The following is a 21,527-nucleotide window of genomic DNA, read 5'->3' as shown; positions in this document are numbered from 1 at the left end:
CTCTTCTCTCCCCCAAACCAACAGCTGGACCCCCCCCCCCTGAAAAGGGGGGGGGGGGGGGTGGGGGGGGGGGGGGGGGGGGGGGTTTTTGGGGGGAAAACCCAAAAACCCCCCCCACGACCCGCTGGACCGGTGCCGCCACGTGCGATAGCTCCACTCCAGGAACCGTTCCACCCCGCGCACGACGTGGGCGCTGCGGATCGAGGGGAAGACGTCGAAGGCGTGCTGCGCGCCGGAGATCTCCGCGTACGCGACCTCACGCTGGGACTTGTCCCGCAGGCGCCGCACGAATTCGCGGGCCTCGCCCACCGGCACCAACGAGTCGTGGACGCCGTGGATGACGAAGAACGGCGGCGCGTCCTCGGTGATCCGGTCCAGCGGTGACGCCGCGATGTAGTCGTCGAGGAAGTTCACCGGATCCCGGTCCGCCTCGAAGACGTGCCGGGCGATCAGCGTCTTCAGCCGGGCCTGGCTGGAGCGTCGTCCGCTGGTCGCGGCGAAGTCGTACACGCCGTAGTGCGGGGCGCACGCCTGGATGCTCGTGTCGGCTTCGGTGAAGCCGGGCTGCAACGCCGGGTCGTTCGCGGTCAGGGCCAGTAGCGCGGCGAGATGCCCGCCCGCGGAACCGCCGGTGACGGCGACGAACGACGGGTCGCCGCCGTAGGACTCGGCGTTGTCGCGGATCCAGGCCAGCGCGCGTTTCGCCGCGACGATATGCGCGGGCCAGCGGGCGGCGGGGGAGAGCGGGTAGTTGATCGCGATGCAGATCCAGCCGCGTTTGGCCATGTGCAGCATCAGCGGCAGACCCTGCTGGTCCTTGTTGCCGATCACCCAGGCGCCCCCGTGCACCTGCAGCAGGATCGGCGCGCCGGTGACCGGTTCGCGCGGGGCGTAGACGTCGAGCAGGAACCGTTTCCCGCCGGGCGCGTAGGCGACGTTGCGGGTCCGCCGGACGTCGGGGTCTCGCATGCGGAACGGCATGGCCAGCTGGCCCCACGGTGTCGCGAGGTCGGTCGGGCTCGGCGGGTGCTCGAGTTCGTCGGCGTAGGCCTCGCCGATGCCTTCGGTCAGCGCTGTCTCGATCTCGTCGCGCGCCCGCTGGGACTGCGCGATCAGCGTGCCGAGCCCGGCCGCCGACGCCGCCGCGAGGGCGAGCCCGGTCTTGCTCGACCCGCCCCGGTGCCGGGCGACATGCGCCGCCGCGTCGGCGGCGGTGAGCGCGAGCAGATGCGGAGCGAGTTCCCCGGTGAGCCAGCCCGCGAAGAACGCCGGAATCGCCGTCCGGGCACCTCTCGGCGGCTTCAGCGCGTTCGCGGTGAGCGCGAGCTGGAGTGCCTGACGGACGACGAAACTCGGCTGCATGGGCACCCATCCTACCGCCGGGTGGCCGCCTAGAACCTGTTGCAAAGTTCACTTAAGGTGATTCTTATGCAGAGATTGAGTGGTCTGGACGCGAGTTTTCTCTACCTGGAGACACCGGCCCAGGTCCTGCACGTGTGCGGGCTGCTCACCTTGGACGGTTCGACCATGCCCGGCGGCTACGATTTCGAGCGCTTCAAGGAGAAACTGGCCGAACGGGTCGAGCTGATCCCGGCGTTCCGGCGCAAGCTGCACAATCCACTCTGGAATCTGACGCATCCGGTCTGGGTCGAGGACGAGGACTTCGACCTCGAAGCCCACGTTCACCGGATCGGCGTACCCGCGCCCGGTGACCGGCGGGAACTGGCCGGACTCTGCGCCCACATCGCGGGACAACGACTGGACCGCGCACAGCCGCTCTGGCAGTTGTACGTCATCGAAGGCCTGGCTGACGGCGGGATCGCGGTCCTGTTGAAGATGCATCACGCCAGTGTCGACGGGGTCGGCGGCGCCAGCCTGATCACCTCTCTCGCCGGGCTCGACCCGGACGCCCCGCCGCCGGAGATCGCACGGGACGAACGCCGCAACGGGGGCGTTCCCGGCAGACGCGCGCTGTTCGGCGCGGGGCTGACGTCGTTCGCGAAACGCCCGGCCGAGCTGGTGAAACTGCTCCCCGACCTGCTCGAACTCGTGCCGAGATGGCTGGGTAAAGCGTTGCAGGGCAAGGGAATGCCAGTCCCGTTCACGGCGCCGCGCACGTCGTTCAACGGGACGATCACCGCGCATCGCAGTGTCGCCTATTCCTCTCTCGATCTCGACGACGTCAAACGAATCAAGAACGCCTTCGGGGTGACCGTCAACGACGTCGTCCTCGCCGTGGTCGCCGGCGCGCTGCGGCAGTTCCTGCGAGATCGGGGCGAGCTGCCGGAGGATCCGCTGGTGGCGACCGTGCCGGTGTCGGTGCACGGCCGGACCGAACGCGAGCACGGCAGCAACAAGGTCTCGGCGTTCTTCGCGTCGCTGCCGACCCATCTCGACGACCCCGCCGCGCGGCTGTTCATGCTCGCGGAATCCAACCGGCTGTCCAAGGACCACCACCACGACATCGACGCGGACATGCTCCAGGACTGGGCGCAGTTCTCGGCGGCGACCATGTTCGGCCTCGCGGTGCGCGCGTATTCCGCGCTGCGCCTGGCCGAACGGCATCCGGTGGTGCACAACCTGGTGGTCTCCAACGTGCCGGGGCCGCCGATGCCGCTGTACCTGCTGGGGTGCCGGATCACCGGGCTCTACCCGCTCGGCCCGGTGTTCCACGGCGCCGGGCTCAACGTCACCGTGCTGTCCAACGCGGGCAGGGTCGATGTCGGCCTGCTCGGCGCCCGCGAACTCACCGGTGATCTGTGGCCGCTCGCCGACCAGTTCCCCGACGCGCTCGCGGAACTGCTCAAAGCCACTCCTAGATCCTCACCCCTTGCCGTCACGGCTCCTTCCGGTTAAGACTAGAACAGGTTTCAATATTGTGCCCGTTCGCCCCGGTGAGGAGCCAGTGTGGACTTCCAGTTCGACGAGACGCAGACCGAGGTCACCGCGCTGGCCGCGCGTGTCCTCGGCAAGGAGCGCGAGCCCGCGGACACGTGGCGCGCGCTCGCCGACGCCGGTCTGCTCGCGCTGGCGCTGCCCGCCGAACTCGGCGGTGACGGCCTCGGCGTCGCCGAGGTCGCCTTGGTGCTGACCGAACTCGGGCGCGTCGCCTCGCCGACGCCCGCGCTGGCGTCGCTGGCGTTCGGAGTCCTGCCGGTCGCCGCGCTCGGTGGCCCGGACCAGCGCTCGGCGCTGCTCCCGCCGGTCGCCGCGGGCGAAGCCGTGCTCACCGCCGCCCTGCACGAGCCTTCCGCGCCGTTCACCACCCGGCCCGCGACCGTCGCGGAGTCGGCAGGCGACTGGGGCCTGAGCGGCGTCAAGATCGGCGTGCCCTTCGCGGCGGAGGCGACCCGGATCCTGACGCCCGCCTCGTTGCCCGGCGGCACCGGCGTCTTCCTGGTCGATCCCCGCGCGGACGGCGTGACGCTGACCCCGACGAGAACCTCTTCCGGCACACCGGATTACACGATGACGCTCGATTCGGTGACCGTCACCGACGCCGATCTCCTCAACGGGCACGGCCCCGGCGAGTCGATCGCGACGCTGCACCGGTTCGCGCTCGCGGGCGCCGTGGCGTTCGGCGACGGGCTGCTCGCCGGCGCGCTCGCGCTGACCACGAAACACGTCGGCGAACGGGAGCAGTTCGGGCGTCCGCTGGCGGCGTTCCAGGCTGTGGCGCAACAGATCGCGGACGTCTACGTCGCCTCGCGGACGGTCCAGCTTGCCGCGCGGTCGGCGGTCTGGCGGCTCGCGGCGGGGCTCGACGCCGAGGCGGAGCTCGACATCGCGGCGTACTGGCTGGCGGGCGAGGCGCCCGCGGCGCTGGCCGTCTGCCATCACCTGCACGGCGGGATCGGCGTGGACGAAACGTATCCGCTGCACCGGTTCTCGTCGGCGGTCAAGGATCTGGGACGAACGCTCGGCGGCGCCTCGTATCGGCTGGCCGGTCTGGGCGAACTGGTGGCGGGGTGAACCGATGCTGATCGAACTGACCGCGGCGCAACACGAGTTGCGCTCCGAACTGCGGAAGTACTTCGCCGGGCTCGTGAGCGCCGACGAGCGGCGCGCGATGCTGCGGGAGCGGCACGGCCCGGTGTACCGCGAGATCGTGCGGCGGATGGGCCGCGACGGCTGGCTCGGCGTCGGCTGGCCCGAACAGTACGGCGGCCGGGGTTTCGGCGAGATCGAGCAGCACATCTTCGTCGACGAGGCGGCCCGCGCCGACGTCCAGCTGCCGTCGGTGACCTTGCAGACCGTCGGGCCCACGCTGCAGGCGTTCGGCACCGAGGAGCAGAAATCCCTGTTCCTGCCCAAGATTCTCGCCGGCGAGGTGCATTTCGCCATCGGTTACACCGAGCCCGACGCGGGAACGGACCTCGCCGCGCTGCGCACGACAGCGGTGCGCGAGGGGGACGAGTACGTCGTCAACGGCCAGAAGATCTTCACCACCGGCGGGCACGACGCCGACTACATCTGGCTCGCCGTGCGGACCGCGCCGGACGCGCCGAAACACAAGGGGATCTCGATCCTCATCATGGACACCCGCGATCCGGGCTATTCGTGGACGCCGATCATCACCTGCGACGGCGCGCACCACGTGAACGCCACCTACTACTCGGACGTCCGGGTGCCCGCGAACATGCTGGTGGGCAAGGAGAACGAAGGCTGGCGGCTGATCACCACCCAGCTGAACCACGAACGCGTCATGCTCGGCCCCGCCGGGCGGATCGGCGGTCTCCACGACCGCGTCCGCGAGTGGGCGGCGTCCAGGAAGGCGCCGGACGGCACGCCGTTGCTCCAGCTGCCCGACGTCCGGGCCGTGCTCGCGGAAACCCTGGCGACCGCCCGGGTCAACGAACTGCTGAACTGGCAGGTCGCGGCGTCGTCGGCGACCGGGCCGGTGGCGGTGGCCGACGCGTCGGCCACCAAGATCTTCGGTTCCGAACGCATCCAGCGGCTGGCCAGGAGACTGGAGGAGATCGTGGCGCGACACGGCGACCAGGCCGACGCCGAAACCGCGGAACTGGCGCTGTGGCTGGACGTGGTGGCCAAACGCAATCTGGTGCTGACCTTCGGCGGCGGCGTCAACGAGATCCAGCGCGAGCTGATCGCCACCGCCGGGCTCGGCTTGCCGAGGGTGCCGCGATGAGCATCCAGGAAGCGGCCGCCCGCATCGCCACACGCGGGGAATCCGCGCCGAGGGCCGCGCGCGACGCGGTCAACCAGGCGATGGTGAACAACTGGGTCGAAGCCATCGGCGACCGCAATCCGGTGTACGTGGACGAAGAGTTCGCCACCAAGAGTGTCCACAAGGGACTCGTCGCGCCGCCCGCGATGGCGCAGGTGTGGACGATGGGCGGGCTGCACTGGACGAGGGCGTCGGACGATCCGCTCGGCGCGATGATGGAGGTGCTCGACGAAGCCGGGTTCACCTCGGTCGTCGCGACGAACTCCGAGCAGAACTACTTCCGCTACCTCCGGCACGGCGAACGGGTCGAAGCGACCGCGAAACTCGAGAGTGTCGTCGGGCCGAAACGCACCGCGCTGGGCGAAGGCTGGTTCGTGACGACGAAGACCACCTGGTACGTCGGCGACGAGGCCGTCGCGGACATGGTGTTCCGGGTGCTGAAGTTCCGCCCGCCGGGAGCCGAGCCCGCCAAGGCGGCCGCCCCGGTACTGCGACCGGTGATCAGCAAGGACACCGAGTTCTTCTGGGCAGGACTGCGTGACGGGGAACTGCGGATCCAGCGATGGGGCGAGACCCTGCGTCATCCGCCCGGTCCGATGCCGCCGGACGGCGACCTCGGCGCGAAGCCGGATTACGTCGTCGCGTCCGGCCGGGGCACGGTCTACAGCTACGTGGTGCACCACCATCCGAAGGTCCCCGGCAAGGATCTGCCGTTCGTGGTCGTGCTCGTCGAGCTGGAGGAAGGCGTCCGGGTGATGGGCGAGCTGCTCGACGCCGATCCCGAAACCGTCCACATCGGACTCCCGGTAGAGGCGGCTTTCGTGAAGATCGATGAGGAACTGACGCTGCCGGCTTGGAGGGTCGCGCGATGAAGGACTGTTCGGTCGGCACCGAGCTGCCGCCGCTGACGATCGAAGCCACCCCGACGTTCGTGGTGAGCACCGCGCTGGCGACCCGGGACTTCCAGGACGTCCACCACGATCGCGACGCCGCCGTGCAACGCGGGTCCAAGGACATCTTCCTCAACATCCTCACCGACACCGGCCTGGTGCAGCGGTTCGTCACCGACTGGGCGGGGCCGGAGGCGTTCGTACGGTCGATCAAGATCCGGCTCGGCGTGCCCTGTTACGCCTACGACACGCTGACCTTCACCGGACGGGTGACGGAGCGGGACGGCGACGACGTGGTGGTCTCGGTGTCCGGTGTGGACAGTCTCGGTGAGCACGTGGTGGGCACCGTGGCGCTGACGCTGGGAGGCGAGTGATGACCCTGTCCGGTCGGGCGGCCATCGCCGGTATCGGTGCCACGGAGTTCTCGAAGGATTCCGGGCGCAGTGAGCTGCGGCTGGCGGCGGAAGCGGTATCGAGCGCGGTGAAGGACGCGGGGCTCACTCCGTCCGATGTGGACGGTCTGGTGTCGTTCACCATGGACGGCAACAGCGAGATCGCCGTCGCGCGGGAACTGGGCATCCCCGAACTCAAGTTCTTCAGCCGGATCCATTACGGCGGCGGGGCCGCGGCCGCGACCGTGCAGCAGGCCGCGATGGCCGTCGCGACCGGGGTCGCGGACGTCGTCGTCGCGTACCGGGCGTTCAACGAACGGTCCGGCATGCGGTTCGGGCAGGTGTCCTCGGCCGCGGCGGGGCAGGTGAACTCCTCCGGCGTCGACAACGCGTTCCACTACCCGATGGGGATCGCGACCCCGGCCGCGACCGTCGCCATGCTCGCCCGGCGGTACATGCACGAGTACGGCGCGACCAGCGAGGATTTCGGCAAGGTGGCCGTCGTCGACCGTGCCCGCGCGGCGACCAACCCCAAGGCGTGGTTCTACGGCAAACCGATCACGCTCGAAGACCATCAGGCCTCCCGCTGGGTCGCCGAGCCGTTGCACCTGCTGGACTGCTGCCAGGAGAGCGACGGCGGGGTCGCCCTGGTGATCGTCAGCGCCGAGCGGGCGCGTGACCTGCCGCACCGGCCTGCCGTGATCGCGGCGGCCGCGCAGGGGAGCGGGCCGGACCAGTACGTGATGACCAGCTACTACCGTGACGATCTCCCGGCGCTGCCCGAAATGGGTGTCGTGGGACGGCAGCTGTGGGAGCAGTCCGGGCTGGGGCCCGGCGACATGGACCTGGCCGTGCTGTACGACCATTTCACCCCTTATGTCCTGATGCAGCTGGAAGAACTCGGTTTCTGCGGGAAGGGCGAGGCCAAGGACTTCATCGGCGGCGGAACCCTGGAACTCGACGGGAAACTCCCGCTCAACCCGCACGGCGGGCAGCTGGGGGAGGCCTACATCCATGGGATGAACGGGATCGCCGAGGGCGTCCGGCAGCTCCGGGGCGGCGCCGTCAACCAGGTCGACGGGGCGTCACGGGTGCTGGTGACCGCCGGTACCGGCGTCCCCACGAGCGGACTGATCCTGACCGCGGGCTGACATCACCTCAATGCCCGATGGTGTACTAGAGCGGTACCTGCCACGGTGAAAGGGTTACCGGCCGGGAGGTGCCATGTCCGGACCAATCGTCGTCGCGTGGACCCTGACCGCGGTGTTCGCCGCGCTCGTCCTGCCCTGCGTGCTGAGACTCGTCCGGTTGGACTACGGCAGGCAGGGCGCGGCGGTCCGCAACGGCGACCTGGCCGAACTGCTGCTCGTCGTCGCCATGGTCGCGATGCTGTCCCCGGTCGGTGGCCCGATCCCGGCGGCGGGCTGGCAGGCGGTGCTGGCGCTGACCGCGGGCTGGTTCGCCGTCTCGTGGTGGAAGGGGCGGCGGTCCGGGCACGCCTCGTGCGGGCACCACGCCGTCTCCGCCACCGCGATGCTGTTCATGGTGACGTTCATGCCTCACAGCGAGGTCACCCACGGGCCGTGGCTGGTGATGTCCGGCCCCGGTGGCACTTCGGCACTGTGGCTTTCGCTGATCTTCGGTGCCGTGGCCGCGTATTTCGCGGCGGACGCCGTGCGCGCGGGGGTACTCGCGGCGCGGGGCGCGGAAGAGTCCGGTCAGATGTCGCGGCGGGTGTGCCGGGTGATCATGGGGCTGGGGATGGGCTACATGCTGCTGGGCGCCGCCGTCTGACCTCTGGGGTGTGTCGCGAAGGCCACTTACGAGACCGGGACGCGGCGCACGACGCCCGCCTCGGCGGTGCCCACGTCCGGCAGGCCCTCTGCCGGGTTGTCCGCGGCCCACTTCGCGGCGTTGGCGATGTCCTTGTTCAGCGCGACGATCAGCGCCTCCGACGACGGGTACGCCTCCTGCTCGCGCAGGTGGTGGCCCAGCCAGACGGTCAGCACCTCGCCGTAGAGGTCGCCGCTGAAGTCCAGCAGATGCGCCTCGACGAGCCGGTAGCCGTCCGCGCCGTAGTAGGTCGGCCGCCTGCCGACCGAGACCGCCGCCGCGATCCGGGTGCCGTCGGCGCGTTCGGCCCAGCCCGCCCACACTCCGTCGCCGACTTGGCCGTCTTGGTCGCGCAGCGCGATGTTGGCGGTCGGGAAGCCCAGCTCCCTGCCCCGCTGATCGCCCTTCTCCACCTGGCCACGGACCACGAAGTACTCCGCCGTCATGCCGCTCCCGTCCCCTGCCGTCACGAAAGCCATGAATATCATGCCTCGCAGCCGCGGTCGACCGCCGTTCACGTCGCGAGAGGCGTCCACTGTGTACTGAATCATCTGGAGGAACCCGCGTCCGCGATCTACCACCGCGATCGTGGGGCCTTCGGCCGGAGCGGGTTCATGCGTATAGCCCTTTGCCTGGGGCATCTCAGCTCCGCCACCTGGCTGAATCACGTGGTGACGAGCCGGTACCCGAGGTCGAGTTCCGTCCGGCCGAGGAGGCCGACGTGATGCCGGTGCCAATGCCCGTCCGCGAGATCGGCGCGCAGCCGCTCGACCGCCGTCGCGACGACGTTCTGGTCCAGCAGCGCCACCCCGGACATCCCCGCACGCACGCGCTCGGACAGGTAGGCCTCGGGCCTGCGCCAATACGCGCCGAGGAACCCGTCGACGCAGTCCGACGGCACCGGCAGCGGAACCACCGTGGGAGTCTGCCCTGCCGCGGTCAGTTCCTCGACGACCCTGTCGAGACAGGCCAGCCTGCTTTCGTGTTCGGCGATCTCCGGCAGGTAGTCCCGCACCAGCCAGAACCGCGCGAACACCGCCTGATCCCAGGTCACGATCACCTGGCGGCGGGACACGCGTCGCAGCTCGGCCAGCCCGGCGGTCACGTCCGTCCAGTGGTGCACGGTCAGCACCGCCAGGGCGGCATCGAAGGCACCGTCGGGGAAGGGCAGCCCTTCCGCGCACGCCTGCACGGCCGGGGCCGCGGTGGACGCACGCTGCGCGATCATCCGCCGCGACGGCTCGACGGCCACCACGTCGCGGTCTTCCGGCTCGTAGGAACCGGCTCCGGCCCCGACGTTGACCACCGAGCGCGCGTCGCCGAGAGCGGCGGTGACGGCGGCGGCGATGCGGGGATCCGGGCGTCTCGATCGCGCGTAGTCCCGGCCGAGTTCGGCATACGGGTCCGAGATCAAGGGGCGCACCTGCCCGAGTCTAGCCAGAGCCGCTACCTGCGGGAACGATGATTCAGTCTGTCGTGGTCAAGAAAGTGTCGGAAAGGACGGGAGCCTCGTCCCGGTCCGGTGCCGTGGTGGTGATCAGCAGCCCGGCGGGCTCGCGCCAGACCCGGGTCCGCAGCGGTTCGCCCGGGAAGACGACGCCGGCGAACTTGGCCGAGAACGACGCGACGCGGGCGGTGTCGCCGTCGAGGAATTCGTCGGTGACGGCCTTCGCGATGACGCCGTAGGTGCACAGGCCGTGCAGGATCGGCTTGTCGAACCCGGCCGCCGCGGCGAACGCGGGATCGGCGTGCAGGGGGTTGCGGTCCCCGCAGAGCCGGTAGAGCAGCGCCTGCTGCGGCAACGTCGGCGTGTCGATGACCGCGTCCGGATCCCGCGACGGCAGCTCGACGCGGTCGGACGGGCCGCGCTCGCCGCCGAAACCCCCTTCGCCACGGGCGAAGATGCTCGACCGCAAAGTCCACAGTGGAGTGCCGTCCGAGTCGGTGGCGACCGTCTCGTTCACGATCACGGCCGCCTTGCCCTTGTCGAAGACGTCGACGATCCGCGTGCGCGCCACGGCCTTCCCCGAGACCGGGATCGGCCGGTGCGCGATCACCTCCTGCTTGCCGTGCAACACTTTCCCGAGGTCGACCTCGATACCGGGGAACGAGACCGCGGGCGGCTCGAACACGCGCAGGTTCGCCGCCACGGTGGCGAACGTCGGCAGCACCTGGAGGCCGTCCTCGTAGGTGTAGCGCAGCTCGCGCGGGCTCGCCGGATCCGCGCCCGCACCGAGCGCCAGGTGGTAGAGCTGCACGTCCGACGTGGTCCAGGCGAAGCTCACCTCGCCGAGGTCGGCGCCGATCGCGACCGAGGGATCGATGGGCACGGAGACTCCTCAGATGCTGTGGTTTGTGCGTGCTTGGAGACCGAACACGCGTGCTTGGGGGCGGAACTCGCGTGCTTGGAGGCGGAACTGCGTGATCCGGCTCCAAGCACGCATGTTCGGAACTCCTACTCGTAGGTGACGGTGACCTCGTCGGTCAGCGGCAGGGACTGGCACGCCAGAACGATGCCTTCGGCGATGTCGTCGCCGTCGAGGACCTCGTTGTTCAGCATCTTCACCTCACCGGAGGTGACTCGGCAGGCGCACGCGCTGCACTGGCCCTCGCGGCACGAGTACGGCGCGTCGAAGCCCTTTTCCAGCAACAGGTCCAGCAGTTTCGTCCGGCGGGGCCAGGTGAGCTTCTTCGTTTCCCCGTCGAGGGTGACCTCGACCGACGCCGGGGTCTCGGCCTCTTCGACGGCGACCGGCTCGGCCACTTCGAACGGATTCCCGCCCAGGGAAAGGAACCGCTCCAGGTGGATACGCTTGCGCGGCAACCCGAGGTCCTTGAGCACCGTGCGCGCGGCGTCCATGAACGGGCCAGGCCCGCAGATGAACGCCTCGTGCGCGGTGTACGGCGCCACCAAGGCGCGCAGGTGTGCCTCGGTCGGAAGTCCTTGCAGGCTCTCCAGCCAGTGCACGACGACCAGCCGGTCCTGGTACCGGGCGGCGAGGTCCGCCAGTTCCCGCGCGAAGATCACCGAACGCTCGTCGCGATTGGCGTACAGCAGCACCACCTTGCCGGTGCCGTGCTCCAGCGCGGACTTGAGGATCGACATCACCGGCGTGATACCGCTGCCGCCCGCGAGCAGCAGGAAGTCCTCATCGAGCGACGCGGGGCTGAACACTCCGGCCGGCGGCAGGACCTGCACCTCCTGCCCGGCCTGGAGGTTGTCGCAAAGCCAGTTCGACCCATAGCCGTCGGCGGTGCGCTTGACGGTGACCTGCACCCGGTTCTCATGCGGCGCGCTGGAGAGCGAGTAGCAGCGGGCCACCGACCCGGTCCGGTCGCTCGGCACGCGCAGAGTGAGGAACTGCCCTGGGGCGTATGCGAAAGCCGAAGCGTGCTCGGCCGGGATCTCGAACACGATCGACCGCGCGTCGGCCGTCTCGGTGATCACCTCGGCCACGGTCACGGTGACGGGACCGCTCATTCGGGCACCTCCAGCAGGCCGTCCTTCAACGCGGCTTCGATGCTCTCGCTGAGATTGCCGCAGGTGTCGAGCAACGCCGTCTGCGCCCCGGAAGCCTTCTGCTCGGCGAACACCGGGCAGCTGCGGGACGCGTCGGTCGTCCACTGGATGCTGGTGTGCTGCACGCTGTTCTTCTTGACCAGCACGCAGGTCCCGCACGCGCGGCAGCTCAGCGGCTGAAGCCCGGCGGTGAGGAACTCGACGGTCTCGGGCTTCACACCCCGGCCTCTTCCGCCTGCTGCCGCGCCAGGTTCTCGGCCACCTCCGCCGCCCAGACCTCGTTGGCGCGGCTGGTGTCCACTTCGAACTCGAACCGGCGCGTCATGTCCTCGGTGACGTCGGCCGCGTCCACATAGAACTGGTCGTACCAGCGGCGCAGCTGGTAGACCGGCCCGTCCTCCTCGCACAGCAACGGGTTGTCGATGCGGGTCTTGTTGCGCCAGATCTCCACGTCCTGCAGGAAGCCGACGCCGATGCCCTTGGCGAACTTCCCGGCGATCTTGTCCGCGTGCTCGTCCGAGACGCCCTCGAACTTCTTCACGCTCACGCCCCACTGCAGCACGAACGAGTTCTCGGTGACCGGGTAGTGGCAGTTGATCAGCACGTTCTCGATCTCGAAACCCTGGTACGTGTTGAGCAGCTTGTTGATCATGTACGACGGCCCGAAATACGACGCCTCCGACCGCAGCAGGTTCTCTTCGCCGCCGTAGTTCGACGCCATTCCCTTGTCCGGGCGGCCCTTCGTGTTCAGGTACTGCGTGGCGATGTGGCCCTCGAACACGTTCTTGAAGTAGGTCGGGAAGGCGTAGTGGATGTAGAAGAAGTGCGCCATGTCGACCATGTTGTCGATGATCTCGCGGCAGTTGGAGCCCTCGATGAGCACCGAGTCCCAGGTCCAGTTGCTCCACTCGCCGGTGAACACGCCCTCGATCCGCGGGATGACGACGTCCTCGGGCGGCGGGTTGCCCTCCGGGTCGTGCCAGACGAACAGCTGCTTGTTCTCCTCCAGCACGATCCACGACTTCGTCCGTGCCCGCAGCGGAACCCGTTTGGCGTAGGGGATCGAGACGCATTTGCCGTTGCCGTTCCAGCGCCAGTCGTGGAACGGGCAGGCGATCTCGTCACCCTTGACCTCGCCCTGGGTGAGGTCGCCGCCCATATGGCGGCAGTACCCGTCGAGCACGTTCAGCTTGCCGGACGAATCGGCGAAGACCACCAGTTTCGTCCCGAACGCCGTGATGGCGTGCGGCTTCCCGTCGCGGAACGGCTCGGCCAGGCCGAGACAGTGCCAGCCGCGCGCGAACCGCGAAGGGGGCGCGCCCGCGTCGATCTGCCGTACGGATTCCGTCGTCATCGGCTGCCTCCCGCTTTGGTGTGATCTTGCTGCGCGAGATGCTCGGCCGCAAGGTAGCCGAACACCATCGCCGGGCCGATCGTCGCGCCTGGGCCGGCGTAGGTGCGGCCCATCACCGCCGCGCTCGTGTTGCCCGCCGCGTAAAGTCCGTCGATCACCGACCCGTCTTCGCGCAGGACACGCGCGTGCGGGTCGATCCTCAAGCCGCCCTTGGTACCCAGGTCGCCGGGCACGATCTTCACCGCGTAGTACGGCGCGACGTCCAGCGGGCCCAGACTCGGGTTGAGTTTGTTCCGCGGGTCGCCGTAGTAGTGGTCGTACGCGCTGCGCCCGCGGTGGAAGTCCTCGTCCACGCCGCTTCCGGCGAAGCCGTTGAACCGCCGCACGGTGGCCTCCAGCGCGTCGGCCGGGACCTCGATCCGCTCGGCGAGTTTCGCGATCGTGCTCGCTTTGACCGCGATGCCCGCTTTGAACCAGCGGCCGGGCAGGGGCTGGCGAGGGCCGAGGCCGGTGAACATGTACCGGTTGCGGTTGCGCTGGTCGAACACCAGCCAGGTCGGGATGTTCGCGCCGGGGCCGTCACCCTCGCCGTACATCGCGTGCACGGCCTCGACGTACGGCGCCGACTCGTTGACGAAGCGTTCGCCTCGCGCGTTGACCATGAGGCAGCCCGGCCGCGACCGTTCGGCGAGCGCGAACCACGGGCCGCCGGTCAGCGGGATGGACGGGCCCCACCACGCGTCGTCCATCAGGTCGACGGCCGCGCCGAGTTTGAGCCCGGCGTCGATGGCGTCGCCGGTGTTGGCCTCGGCGCCGACGGTCCACTCCGTACCGATGGGCGCCCGCTGGTACTTGACCCGCATCTCTTCGTTGCGCTCGAACCCGCCGGCGCCGAGGACGACGCCGAGCCGCGCGCGGATCGGCTTGTCCTCGCCCTCATGGCGCACGACGACGCCGGTCACCCGGTCGCCTTCGCTCTCCAGATCCACCAGAGGCGTGTTCAGCCAGACGGGGACATCCGCCCGGCGCAGACCTTCACGCAGACCGGCCGCAAGCGCTTGCCCCATGGAAAGAAGCCGCTGCCGCCGGATCCGGCCGGTCAGCCAGCGGCCGCCGAGACTCAGCACGCGGAGGATGCCGCGCGGATGCCGGGCGAGCAGGCTCAGCCACCGATAGTCCGCCTGGGTGATCGGGGCGCCGAGCGGGGGCGCGCTGTACGGCGGCTCCAGGTTCGCCAGCTCCGGTCCGAGCAGGTTGCCGTCGAGCGCGGCCGGTTCGACCGACCGTCCGCCGGCCCGCCCGCCGGGGGCTTCCGGGTGGTAGTCCGAGTAGCCGCGAACCCAGCGGAAGCGCAACGGTGTCTTGTCGCAGACGAAGGACAGGACCTCGGGGCCGCGGTCGAGGAAGGCCGACCGGAGTTCGGCGGGGACCACGTCACCGACGATCGATTCGAGGTATTCGCGCGCCCGTTCCGGGGGCTCCTCGATCCCGGCCGCCCGCAGCGCGTGGTTGCCGGGAATCCAGACGCCGCCGCCGGAGCGCGCCGTCGAACCGCCGAAGTGGGCGGCCTTCTCCACGACCAGGACCTCGAGTCCCCGGTGGGCTGCGGACAGTGCGGCGGTCATCCCGGCGGCACCACTGCCGACCACGATCACGTCGTACTCCATACGCCCCTCACCTGAAACACGTTGTAGGAAGCATGTAGCAGCATCCGCGCTGCTCCAGTCACCATAGACGAGAACGTGTTCTAGTTCTAGGGTGGGGGCATGGACTCCCTCGTCGCGGATGTGGTGATCGTGGGTTTCGGTGCGGCCGGCGCCTGTGCGGCGATCGAGGCCGCCGACGCCGGTGCCCGGGTGCTCGTGCTGGACCGGTTCTCCGGCGGTGGCGCGAGCGCGGTCAGTGGTGGTGTCGTCTACGCCGGGGGCGGGACGGCGCAGCAGCGGGACGCGGGCGTCGACGACAGCGTCGACGCGATGTACGACTACCTGCGGCTCGAGGCCGGCGACGTCGTCTCGGAGGAGACCCTGCGGCGTTTCTGTGCGGGCAGCACGGAGATGATCTCCTGGCTGGAAGGCAACGGCGTGCCTTTCGAGGGCAGTCTGTGCCCGTACAAGACGTCGTACCCGAGCGACGAGCACTATCTGTACTACTCGGGCAGCGAGGCGGCGGGCGGTTTCCGTGACGCCGCCAAGCCCGCGCCGCGCGGACATCGCGTCAAGGGGCCGGGCACTTCGGGAAAACTGCTGATGAAACGGCTCATGGAGGCGGTCCGGAGCCGCGGGATCCAGGTGCTGCCGCAGACCGCCGCGCGGAACCTCATCATCGACGAGGACGGGACCGTGACCGGTGTCGTCGTCTCGTCTTTGCGGGACGCTCCCGCTCGCGTGCGGGCCGCGCACCGGAGGCTGTCGGCGTATGCCGCCAAACCGGGGATCTACGTGCCCTCGCTGCGGAAGTCGCTGCACCGGCGAGCGGAGCGCATCGAGCGTCGCTACGGCCGTGAGCTGAGGATTTCCGCCTCGCGTGGGGTCGTTCTCGCGGCGGGCGGGTTCATCGCGAACCGCGAGATGGTGCGCGAGCACGCGCCCGCGTATCGCGGTGGACTGGCACTCGGGACGTCGGCCGACGACGGATCCGGCATCCGGATGGGGGTCGAGGCGGGCGGGGCCACCGCGGAGCTCGGGCGGATCTCCGCCTGGCGGTTCATCACCCCGCCGTCGGCGTTCCTCGGCGGCCTGCTCGTGGACGAGACGGGCGGCCGGATCATCGACGAGTCCCGGTACGGCGCGGCCGTCGGCGAACGCATGATCGCCGGACACGAAGGGCGTGGCTGGCTCCTGGTCGACGACGCCATCATCCGGGAGGTCCGGCGGGACGCGCGCGGGCAAAGTCAATGGTTCCAAGGACTTCAGGTGCGGTACCTGCTGCGCCGGCGCGTCGTCGCCGGTTCGCTCGACGAGGTCGCGCGCAAGGCCGGCGTCGATCCCGGCGGGCTGGCCGCCAGTGTCGAGGCGGCGAGGTCCGGCGCGGATCCGACGGGTAAACCCGCGGAGTTCGCGCGGCCGCTGGATCAGGGGCCGTACTCGCTGATCGATGTGTCGATCAAGCCGAACCTGGGCTATCCGTGCCCGATGCTGACGCTGGGTGGCCTGGTCGTCGACGAGGAGACCGGGGCGGTGCGCTCCGCCGCCGGCGCCCCGATTCGCGGGCTGTACGCGGCCGGCCGCACCGCGGTGGGAATCTGTTCTAAGTCCTACGTGAGTGGTCTGTCGCTGGCCGACTGCGTGTTTTCCGGGCGGCGTGCCGGACTGCACAGTGCGCTCGACCGGGGATCGGTCGACAAAAACGAGAACGTGTTCTAGTCTTGGACCCGGTTCACCGAGTACGGCGAGAGAGGGAACGCATATGAGCGAGCACGCCGCGCAGGACGTGATCGCGGGGATCCGGGAGCTGCTGCCGGTCCTGCGGGAGCGGGCGCAGGAGGCGGAGGACGCCAGGCGCGTTCCCGAGGAGTCCGTCAAAGCCCTGCAGGAGACCGGGTTCTTCAAACTGCTGCAGCCGAAGACGTTCGGTGGCCTCGAGGCCGACCCGGTGAGCTTCTACACCGCCGTCAAACTCGTCGCGAGCGCGTGCGGCTCCACCGGCTGGGTCGCCTCCATCCTCGGCGTCCACCCGTGGCACCTCGGCCTGTTCGAGGCGCAGGCGCAGCAGGACGTCTGGGGTGACGACAGCGACGTCCGGATCTCTTCGTCGTACGCGCCGATGGGCAAGGCGGACGTCGTCGACGGCGGGTACCGGCTCAGCGGGCGCTGGAGCTTCTCCTCCGGCTGCGACCACGCGACCTGGGTGCTGCTGGGCGGCCCGGTGTTCAAGGACGGCAAACCGGTCGACTTCTGCACCTACCTGGTGCCGATCTCCGACTACACGATCGAAGACGTCTGGGATACCGTGGGCCTGCGCGGCACCGGGTCCAACGACATCGTCGTGAACGATGTCTTCGTGCCGAAGCATCGCGCGCTGAGCTTCATCGCGACGTCGAAGTGCAAGACGCCCGGGCAGGAGATCAATCCCGGGCCCCTGTACAAACTTCCTTATGGTTCGGTGCATCCGAGCACGATCACCGCGCCGATCATCGGGATGGCGCAAGGCGCGTACGATGCGCACGTCGAGTACCAGGGCAAGCGGGTCCGCGCGGCGTACGCGGGAGAACAGTCCAAAGAGGACCCGTTCGCCAAGGTGCGGATCGCCGAGGCGGCGAGCGAGATCGACGCGGCCTGGCTCCAGCTGACGCACAACATCGACGAGCTGTACCAGCTGGCGTGCAAGGGGGAGAAGCTGCCGTTCCCCACGCGGTTGCGGGTCCGCCGCGATCAGGTCCGCGGTACCGAGCGCGCGATCTTCGCGATCGACAGGCTTTTCGAGAACTCCGGTGGCCGCGCCTTGCGGGCCGGAACCCCGATCCAGCGGTTCTGGCGCGATGCCCACGCCGGCCGGGTGCACGCGGCGAACGACGCCGAGCGCGCCTACGTCATGTTCGGAACCGGCGCCTTCGGGCTGCCCGTCGAGAATGCGATGGTCTGATGACCGAAGGCAAGTACGTCACCGTCCAAGGTGGACTCAAGCTGCACTACCACGAGGCGGGCGCGGAGCACCAGGAGACGGCGATCCTGCTGCACGGCGGCGGCCCCGGCGCGTCGGCGTGGAGCAACTTCGGCCGTAACCTGCCGGTGTTCGGCAAGAACTACCGGACGCTGGCGATCGACCAGCCCGGGTTCGGCCGGTCGGACAAGCCGACCGAGCATCCGCAGTACTTCCGCCACAGCGCGGACGCCGTGGTCGCGCTCATGGACGAACTCGGCATCGAGCGGGCGCATTTCGTCGGGAACTCGCTCGGCGGCGGGACTTCCGTACGGCTCGCGCTCAACCATCCGAAACGCGCCGGCCGTCTCGTCCTGATGGGACCGGGCGGCCTGAGCGTGAACCTGTTCGCGCCCGATCCCACCGAGGGCATCAAGAACCTCGGCCGGTTCAGCGCCCCGCCGGGCCCGAGCCGCGAGAAACTCGAAGCCTTCCTGCGGATCATGGTGCACGACCAGTCGCTGATCACCGACGAGCTGATCGACGAGCGATTCGCCGCGGCGAGCGCGCCGGAGTCCCTGGCGGCGATGAAGGCGATGGGCAAGTCGTTCGCCCAGCCCGACACCTACGAAGAGGGCATGCTGTGGCGTGAGGCGCATCGACTGCGTCAGCGTGTGCTGCTCATCTGGGGCAGGGAAGACCGCGTCAACCCGCTCGACGGCGCCCTGCTCGCGCTCAAGACGATCCCGCGTGCCCAGCTGCACGTGTTCGGCGGCTGCGGCCACTGGGCGCAGCTGGAGAAGTTCGACGTGTTCAACCGGCTGGCACTCGACTTCCTGGGAGCCTCCTGATGAGTATCCGTTCGCTCGCCTACCTCCGCATCGAAGCCACCGACATGGCCGCGTGGCGTGAATACGGGCTGAAGGTCCTCGGCATGGTCGAGGGCTCCGGCACCAATCCGGAAGCGCTCTACCTGCGCATGGACGATTTCCCGGCGCGGCTCGTGATCTTCCCCGGTGAGCACGACCGGCTCGCCGTGGCCGGCTGGGAGGTCGCCAACGCCGGCGAACTCGACGAGATCCGGGCTTCGCTCGACGCGCACTCGGTGCCGTACAAGGAAGGCACGCCGGATCAGCTGGCCGATCGCCGGGTCGACGGCTTAGTGTCCTTTGAGGACCCGTCGGGTAACACGCTCGAGGTGTTCCACGGCGTCGCGCTGCAGCACCGGCGCGTCGTCAGTCCTTATGGGCACAAGTTCGTGACCGGTGAGCAAGGACTCGGACACGTCGTACTGTCCACACACGACGATGACGCTTCTCTGCGGTTCTACCGTGACGTACTCGGGTTCCGGCTGCGGGACTCGATGAAACTGCCGCCGCAGATGGTCGGCAGGCCCGCCGACGGCGCTCCGGCGTGGCTGCGGTTCTTCGGCTGCAACCCGCGTCACCACAGTCTCGCGTTCCTCCCGATGCCGACACCCAGCGGCATCGTGCACCTCATGGTCGAAGTGGAGAACACTGACGACGTCGGCCTCTGCCTCGACCGGGCCATCCGCCGGAAGGTGCCGATGTCGGCCACCCTGGGGCGGCACGTCAACGATCTGATGCTCTCGTTCTACATGAAGACCCCCGGCGGCTTCGACGTCGAATACGGCTGCGAGGGGCGTCAAGTGGACGACGAGAGCTGGATCGCCCGAGAGAGTACGGCGGTTTCCTTGTGGGGACACGACTTTTCAGTCGGCGCACGTCGAGTATCAGGGCAGTCGTGACCCCGGTGACGGACCTCGGCGCGGAGATCGATCCGGCGCGGTTCCGCACGGTGCTCGGGCACTTCTGCACCGGCGTCGCGGTGGTGACCGGACACGACGGCACGGCGCCGGTGGGCTTCGCGTGCCAGTCGTTCGCGGCGCTTTCCCTCGATCCGCCGCTGGTGCTTTTCTGCCCTGCCAAGACTTCCCGGACCTGGACGGTGCTCGCCGAGTCCGGCCGGTTCGCCGTCAACGTGCTCGCCGAGGACCAGCAAGAGGTCAGCGCGGTGTTCGGCGCGCGGGGCGCGGACAAGTTCGCGTCGGTCGACTGGACCCCCGCCCCGTCCGGATCCCCTTTGCTGGCAGGGGCTCTGACGTGGATCGACTGCACGCTCGAAGCGGTGCACGAGGCGGGTGACCATTACGTCGTCGTCGGCAGGGTCACCGCGCTCGGGGAACCGTCCGACGCCCGGCCGCTGCTGTTCCATCGCGGGCGGTACACGGTGACCGAGCCGGTGACGGACGCGCTCGCCGCGCTCATGCCCTGGCCGCGTCCTGACGATTGGCTCTGATCGGCTCACCGGCTTCGTGCAGACTGCGCAACGCGAGCGAGTACGACTCGATGAGCCCGGTCTCGTGGTACGGGACGCCGATCTCCGCGCAGTATCCTTGAACGATGGGCCGGGCGCGGCGAAGATGCGGCGATGGCATGCTCGGGAACAAGTGGTGCTCGATCTGGTAGTTGAGCCCGCCGAGCGCGACGTCGACGATCCTGCCGCCGCGGACGTTGCGCGACGTGAGCACCTGCTTGCGGAGGAAGTCGAGTTCGGTGTCGCCGGACAGGATCGGCATCCCCTTGTGGTTGGGTGCGAAGATCGATCCCATGTAGACGCCCCACAGTGCTTTGTGGACGATGAAGAAGACGAGCGCCTTGCCGGGGGAGAGGACCACGAGCAGCGCGCTGAAGTAAAGCGCGAAATGTGCCAGCAGCAAGGCCGCTTCGAGCCCGCGCCGCCGGAGACCCGGCTTCGCGACCGAGCGGATACCGGAGAAGTGCAGGTTCAGGCCTTCGAGGGTGAGCAACGGGAAGAACAGGAACGCCTGGTAACGGCCGATGAACCGGGGGAGGCCCTTGCTGGCCCGCGCCTGGTCCTTCGACCACACGAGGATGTCCGGATCGACGTCGGGGTCGAGGTCCTCGTGGTTCGGGTTCGCGTGGTGACGGGTGTGCTTGTCCATCCACCAGCCGTAACTCATGCCGACGCCGAGGTTCCCCGCGATCCGGCCGGCGATCTCGCTCGGACGACGGGTGCGGAACACCTGCCGGTGCGCGAGATCGTGCGACAGCAACGCGATCTGGCCGAACATCACCGCCTGGAAGACGGCGATCCCCAGCTGCCACCAGGAATCCCCGATCGCGAAGAAGGCGATCCAGCCGGAGACCAAGAGGGTGGCGACCAGGCCGATGCGGAAGGCGTAGTAGCCGGGACGGCGGTCGAGGAGGCCCGCTTCGCTGACGCGGCGGGACAGACGGGCGAAATCGCTGCCTGTGCGGAGGTTTGCGGTCACCGTTGTGAGTCTCGTCGGGGGTGGGGGTGGAGTGAATGCGGTGCGCCGGTGGGTTGGTGCGGGGGTTGGCCCTACCTTGGGGCCGTGATGTTCAGGGCGCGGACGTGGTATCTGCGGGTCGTGTGGCGGCACGAATTCGCCGAGGAACCCGTGGAGATCCTCAGCGAGGTCGGTCCCGGTGGCCATGAGCGCCGGAAGGTGGAGCGGTTCCGGGACGGCAGGCTCGGTTGGGCCGACGAAAAGGACGAGGTGGGCGGCACCGGCTCGGGTGTGGTCCCCGTCCCGCCTTTTGCCGAGATCAACTCGCAGGAGGAATTCGTGGCGTCCAGGATCACCGGCGACGAGTTTGAGCAGGCGTGGCGACAAGCGCTCGGCGGGCAGTGAGCGCCCGGATTCGGAGGGCCTTCGCTCAGCGGTGATAGACATTTTCGGATGTTTTTGCCCGGCCGCTCC

General features: G+C 69.1%; 21 protein-coding genes and 1 pseudogene. 13 read left to right on the top strand and 9 right to left on the bottom strand.

The genetic code is table 11. The annotated features are described in order from the left end of the window. Nucleotides 1–120: 120 nt before the first annotated feature. Nucleotides 121–1,362 (bottom strand): annotated as a pseudogene (locus AC0685_RS41910) (alpha/beta hydrolase fold domain-containing protein); the annotation flags it as partial. Nucleotides 1,363–1,428: 66 nt separating this feature from the next. Here AC0685_RS41910 and AC0685_RS41905 point away from each other — a divergent pair. From AC0685_RS41905 to AC0685_RS41875, 7 genes are all read left to right on the top strand, one after another. Continuing rightward, entirely contained in the window at nt 1,429–2,856 is a 1,428-nt protein-coding gene (locus AC0685_RS41905; protein WP_478230589.1) for a WS/DGAT/MGAT family O-acyltransferase, read from the top strand. A 51-nt stretch (nt 2,857–2,907) separates the two neighbouring features. Beyond that, the gene (locus AC0685_RS41900; protein ID WP_478230588.1) at nt 2,908–3,972 is read left to right on the top strand and encodes an acyl-CoA dehydrogenase family protein; all 1,065 of its coding nucleotides are present in this window, start codon (nt 2,908–2,910) and stop codon (nt 3,970–3,972) included. A gap of 4 nt (nt 3,973–3,976) precedes the next feature. Continuing rightward, on the top strand, nt 3,977–5,149 hold the full coding sequence (locus tag AC0685_RS41895; RefSeq protein ID WP_478230587.1) for an acyl-CoA dehydrogenase family protein: 1,173 nt from the start codon (nt 3,977–3,979) through the stop codon (nt 5,147–5,149). After that, entirely contained in the window at nt 5,146–6,060 is a 915-nt protein-coding gene (locus AC0685_RS41890; RefSeq protein WP_478230586.1) for a bifunctional MaoC family dehydratase N-terminal/OB-fold nucleic acid binding domain-containing protein, read from the top strand. The genes AC0685_RS41895 and AC0685_RS41890 overlap by 4 nt, the downstream gene beginning before the upstream one ends. Continuing rightward, nucleotides 6,057–6,452: a MaoC family dehydratase gene (locus AC0685_RS41885; RefSeq protein WP_478230585.1), complete on the top strand. Its 396-nt coding sequence runs from the start codon at nt 6,057–6,059 to the stop codon at nt 6,450–6,452. The genes AC0685_RS41890 and AC0685_RS41885 overlap by 4 nt, the downstream gene beginning before the upstream one ends. Beyond that, on the top strand, nt 6,452–7,621 hold the full coding sequence (locus AC0685_RS41880) for a lipid-transfer protein (RefSeq protein WP_478230584.1): 1,170 nt from the start codon (nt 6,452–6,454) through the stop codon (nt 7,619–7,621). Before AC0685_RS41885 ends, AC0685_RS41880 begins: the two co-directional genes overlap by 1 nt. 73 nt (nt 7,622–7,694) lie before the next feature. After that, nucleotides 7,695–8,264 (top strand): DUF5134 domain-containing protein, encoded by a 570-nt coding sequence (locus AC0685_RS41875; protein ID WP_340685124.1) that lies wholly within the window; start codon nt 7,695–7,697, stop codon nt 8,262–8,264. A 26-nt stretch (nt 8,265–8,290) separates the two neighbouring features. Here the strand turns inward: AC0685_RS41875 and AC0685_RS41870 are convergent, their stop codons facing one another. The 7 genes from AC0685_RS41870 to kstD all read right to left on the bottom strand — a co-directional run bounded on the left by AC0685_RS41870 (nt 8,291) and on the right by kstD (nt 14,844). Next, nucleotides 8,291–8,749 carry a riboflavin kinase gene (locus AC0685_RS41870; protein ID WP_478230594.1) on the bottom strand — a complete coding sequence of 153 codons (459 nt, stop codon included), beginning with the start codon at nt 8,747–8,749 and terminating at the stop codon, nt 8,291–8,293. Nucleotides 8,750–8,967: 218 nt separating this feature from the next. Further along, nucleotides 8,968–9,717 carry a class I SAM-dependent methyltransferase gene (locus tag AC0685_RS41865; protein ID WP_478230593.1) on the bottom strand — a complete coding sequence of 250 codons (750 nt, stop codon included), beginning with the start codon at nt 9,715–9,717 and terminating at the stop codon, nt 8,968–8,970. 52 nt (nt 9,718–9,769) lie between these two features. Beyond that, nucleotides 9,770–10,633: a MaoC/PaaZ C-terminal domain-containing protein gene (locus tag AC0685_RS41860; RefSeq protein WP_478230583.1), complete on the bottom strand. Its 864-nt coding sequence runs from the start codon at nt 10,631–10,633 to the stop codon at nt 9,770–9,772. A 125-nt stretch (nt 10,634–10,758) separates the two neighbouring features. Then, nucleotides 10,759–11,784, bottom strand: a complete 1,026-nt coding sequence (locus AC0685_RS41855) for a 2Fe-2S iron-sulfur cluster-binding protein (RefSeq protein WP_478230582.1) — start codon at nt 11,782–11,784, stop codon at nt 10,759–10,761. Continuing rightward, on the bottom strand, nt 11,781–12,041 hold the full coding sequence (locus AC0685_RS41850) for a hypothetical protein (RefSeq protein ID WP_340685128.1): 261 nt from the start codon (nt 12,039–12,041) through the stop codon (nt 11,781–11,783). The genes AC0685_RS41855 and AC0685_RS41850 overlap by 4 nt, the downstream gene beginning before the upstream one ends. After that, nucleotides 12,038–13,177, bottom strand: a complete 1,140-nt coding sequence (locus tag AC0685_RS41845; protein WP_340685129.1) for a 3-ketosteroid-9-alpha-monooxygenase, oxygenase component — start codon at nt 13,175–13,177, stop codon at nt 12,038–12,040. Before AC0685_RS41845 ends, AC0685_RS41850 begins: the two co-directional genes overlap by 4 nt. Then, a complete protein-coding gene (gene kstD / locus AC0685_RS41840; protein WP_478230581.1) occupies nt 13,174–14,844 on the bottom strand; it encodes a 3-oxosteroid 1-dehydrogenase in 1,671 nt (556 codons plus the stop codon). The genes AC0685_RS41845 and kstD overlap by 4 nt, the downstream gene beginning before the upstream one ends. A gap of 99 nt (nt 14,845–14,943) precedes the next feature. On the opposite strand from kstD, the gene AC0685_RS41835 reads away from it, so the two are divergent. The 5 genes from AC0685_RS41835 to hsaB are packed head-to-tail and all read left to right on the top strand — an operon-like array spanning nt 14,944 to nt 20,077. After that, entirely contained in the window at nt 14,944–16,542 is a 1,599-nt protein-coding gene (locus tag AC0685_RS41835; protein WP_478230580.1) for an FAD-binding protein, read from the top strand. 43 nt (nt 16,543–16,585) lie between these two features. Continuing rightward, entirely contained in the window at nt 16,586–17,761 is a 1,176-nt protein-coding gene (gene hsaA, locus AC0685_RS41830) for a 3-hydroxy-9,10-secoandrosta-1,3,5(10)-triene-9,17-dione monooxygenase oxygenase subunit (protein ID WP_478230579.1), read from the top strand. Next, nucleotides 17,761–18,609: a 4,5:9,10-diseco-3-hydroxy-5,9,17-trioxoandrosta-1(10),2-diene-4-oate hydrolase gene (gene hsaD, locus AC0685_RS41825; RefSeq protein WP_478230578.1), complete on the top strand. Its 849-nt coding sequence runs from the start codon at nt 17,761–17,763 to the stop codon at nt 18,607–18,609. The genes hsaA and hsaD overlap by 1 nt, the downstream gene beginning before the upstream one ends. Then, nucleotides 18,609–19,526: an iron-dependent extradiol dioxygenase HsaC gene (gene hsaC / locus AC0685_RS41820; RefSeq protein WP_478230577.1), complete on the top strand. Its 918-nt coding sequence runs from the start codon at nt 18,609–18,611 to the stop codon at nt 19,524–19,526. Before hsaD ends, hsaC begins: the two co-directional genes overlap by 1 nt. Next, on the top strand, nt 19,523–20,077 hold the full coding sequence (gene hsaB, locus AC0685_RS41815) for a 3-hydroxy-9,10-secoandrosta-1,3,5(10)-triene-9,17-dione monooxygenase reductase subunit (protein WP_478230576.1): 555 nt from the start codon (nt 19,523–19,525) through the stop codon (nt 20,075–20,077). The genes hsaC and hsaB overlap by 4 nt, the downstream gene beginning before the upstream one ends. Here the strand turns inward: hsaB and AC0685_RS41810 are convergent. Beyond that, complete coding sequence (locus tag AC0685_RS41810; RefSeq protein WP_478230575.1) at nt 20,043–21,074, bottom strand: fatty acid desaturase family protein; 1,032 nt, start codon at nt 21,072–21,074, stop codon at nt 20,043–20,045. The two genes, hsaB and AC0685_RS41810, sit on opposite strands and share 35 nt — an antisense overlap. A gap of 87 nt (nt 21,075–21,161) precedes the next feature. Between AC0685_RS41810 and AC0685_RS41805 the strand changes: the two genes are divergently transcribed. After that, a complete protein-coding gene (locus AC0685_RS41805; protein WP_478230592.1) occupies nt 21,162–21,458 on the top strand; it encodes a DUF6881 domain-containing protein in 297 nt (98 codons plus the stop codon). Nucleotides 21,459–21,527 lie beyond the last annotated feature (69 nt).

Source organism: Amycolatopsis sp. NPDC043889 (assembly GCF_056435645.1).
Note: the sequence above shows the minus strand (reverse complement) of the source record. Positions and strands in the feature narration are given on the sequence as shown.

Excerpts from the sequence above, each read along its gene's own strand:
- AC0685_RS41870 (WP_478230594.1), bottom strand. The coding sequence starts at position 8,749 with ATGACGGCGGAGTACTTCGTGGTCCGTGGCCAGGTGGAGAAGGGCGAT.
- AC0685_RS41885 (WP_478230585.1), top strand. The coding sequence starts at position 6,057 with ATGAAGGACTGTTCGGTCGGCACCGAGCTGCCGCCGCTGACGATCGAA.
- AC0685_RS41890 (WP_478230586.1), top strand. The coding sequence starts at position 5,146 with ATGAGCATCCAGGAAGCGGCCGCCCGCATCGCCACACGCGGGGAATCC.
- AC0685_RS41855 (WP_478230582.1), bottom strand. The coding sequence starts at position 11,784 with ATGAGCGGTCCCGTCACCGTGACCGTGGCCGAGGTGATCACCGAGACG.
- AC0685_RS41905 (WP_478230589.1), top strand. The coding sequence starts at position 1,429 with ATGCAGAGATTGAGTGGTCTGGACGCGAGTTTTCTCTACCTGGAGACA.
- AC0685_RS41875 (WP_340685124.1), top strand. The coding sequence starts at position 7,695 with ATGTCCGGACCAATCGTCGTCGCGTGGACCCTGACCGCGGTGTTCGCC.
- AC0685_RS41835 (WP_478230580.1), top strand. The coding sequence starts at position 14,944 with ATGGACTCCCTCGTCGCGGATGTGGTGATCGTGGGTTTCGGTGCGGCC.
- kstD (WP_478230581.1), bottom strand. The coding sequence starts at position 14,844 with ATGGAGTACGACGTGATCGTGGTCGGCAGTGGTGCCGCCGGGATGACC.
- hsaC (WP_478230577.1), top strand. The coding sequence starts at position 18,609 with ATGAGTATCCGTTCGCTCGCCTACCTCCGCATCGAAGCCACCGACATG.
- hsaD (WP_478230578.1), top strand. The coding sequence starts at position 17,761 with ATGACCGAAGGCAAGTACGTCACCGTCCAAGGTGGACTCAAGCTGCAC.
- AC0685_RS41845 (WP_340685129.1), bottom strand. The coding sequence starts at position 13,177 with ATGACGACGGAATCCGTACGGCAGATCGACGCGGGCGCGCCCCCTTCG.
- AC0685_RS41895 (WP_478230587.1), top strand. The coding sequence starts at position 3,977 with ATGCTGATCGAACTGACCGCGGCGCAACACGAGTTGCGCTCCGAACTG.
- AC0685_RS41805 (WP_478230592.1), top strand. The coding sequence starts at position 21,162 with ATGTTCAGGGCGCGGACGTGGTATCTGCGGGTCGTGTGGCGGCACGAA.
- AC0685_RS41880 (WP_478230584.1), top strand. The coding sequence starts at position 6,452 with ATGACCCTGTCCGGTCGGGCGGCCATCGCCGGTATCGGTGCCACGGAG.
- hsaA (WP_478230579.1), top strand. The coding sequence starts at position 16,586 with ATGAGCGAGCACGCCGCGCAGGACGTGATCGCGGGGATCCGGGAGCTG.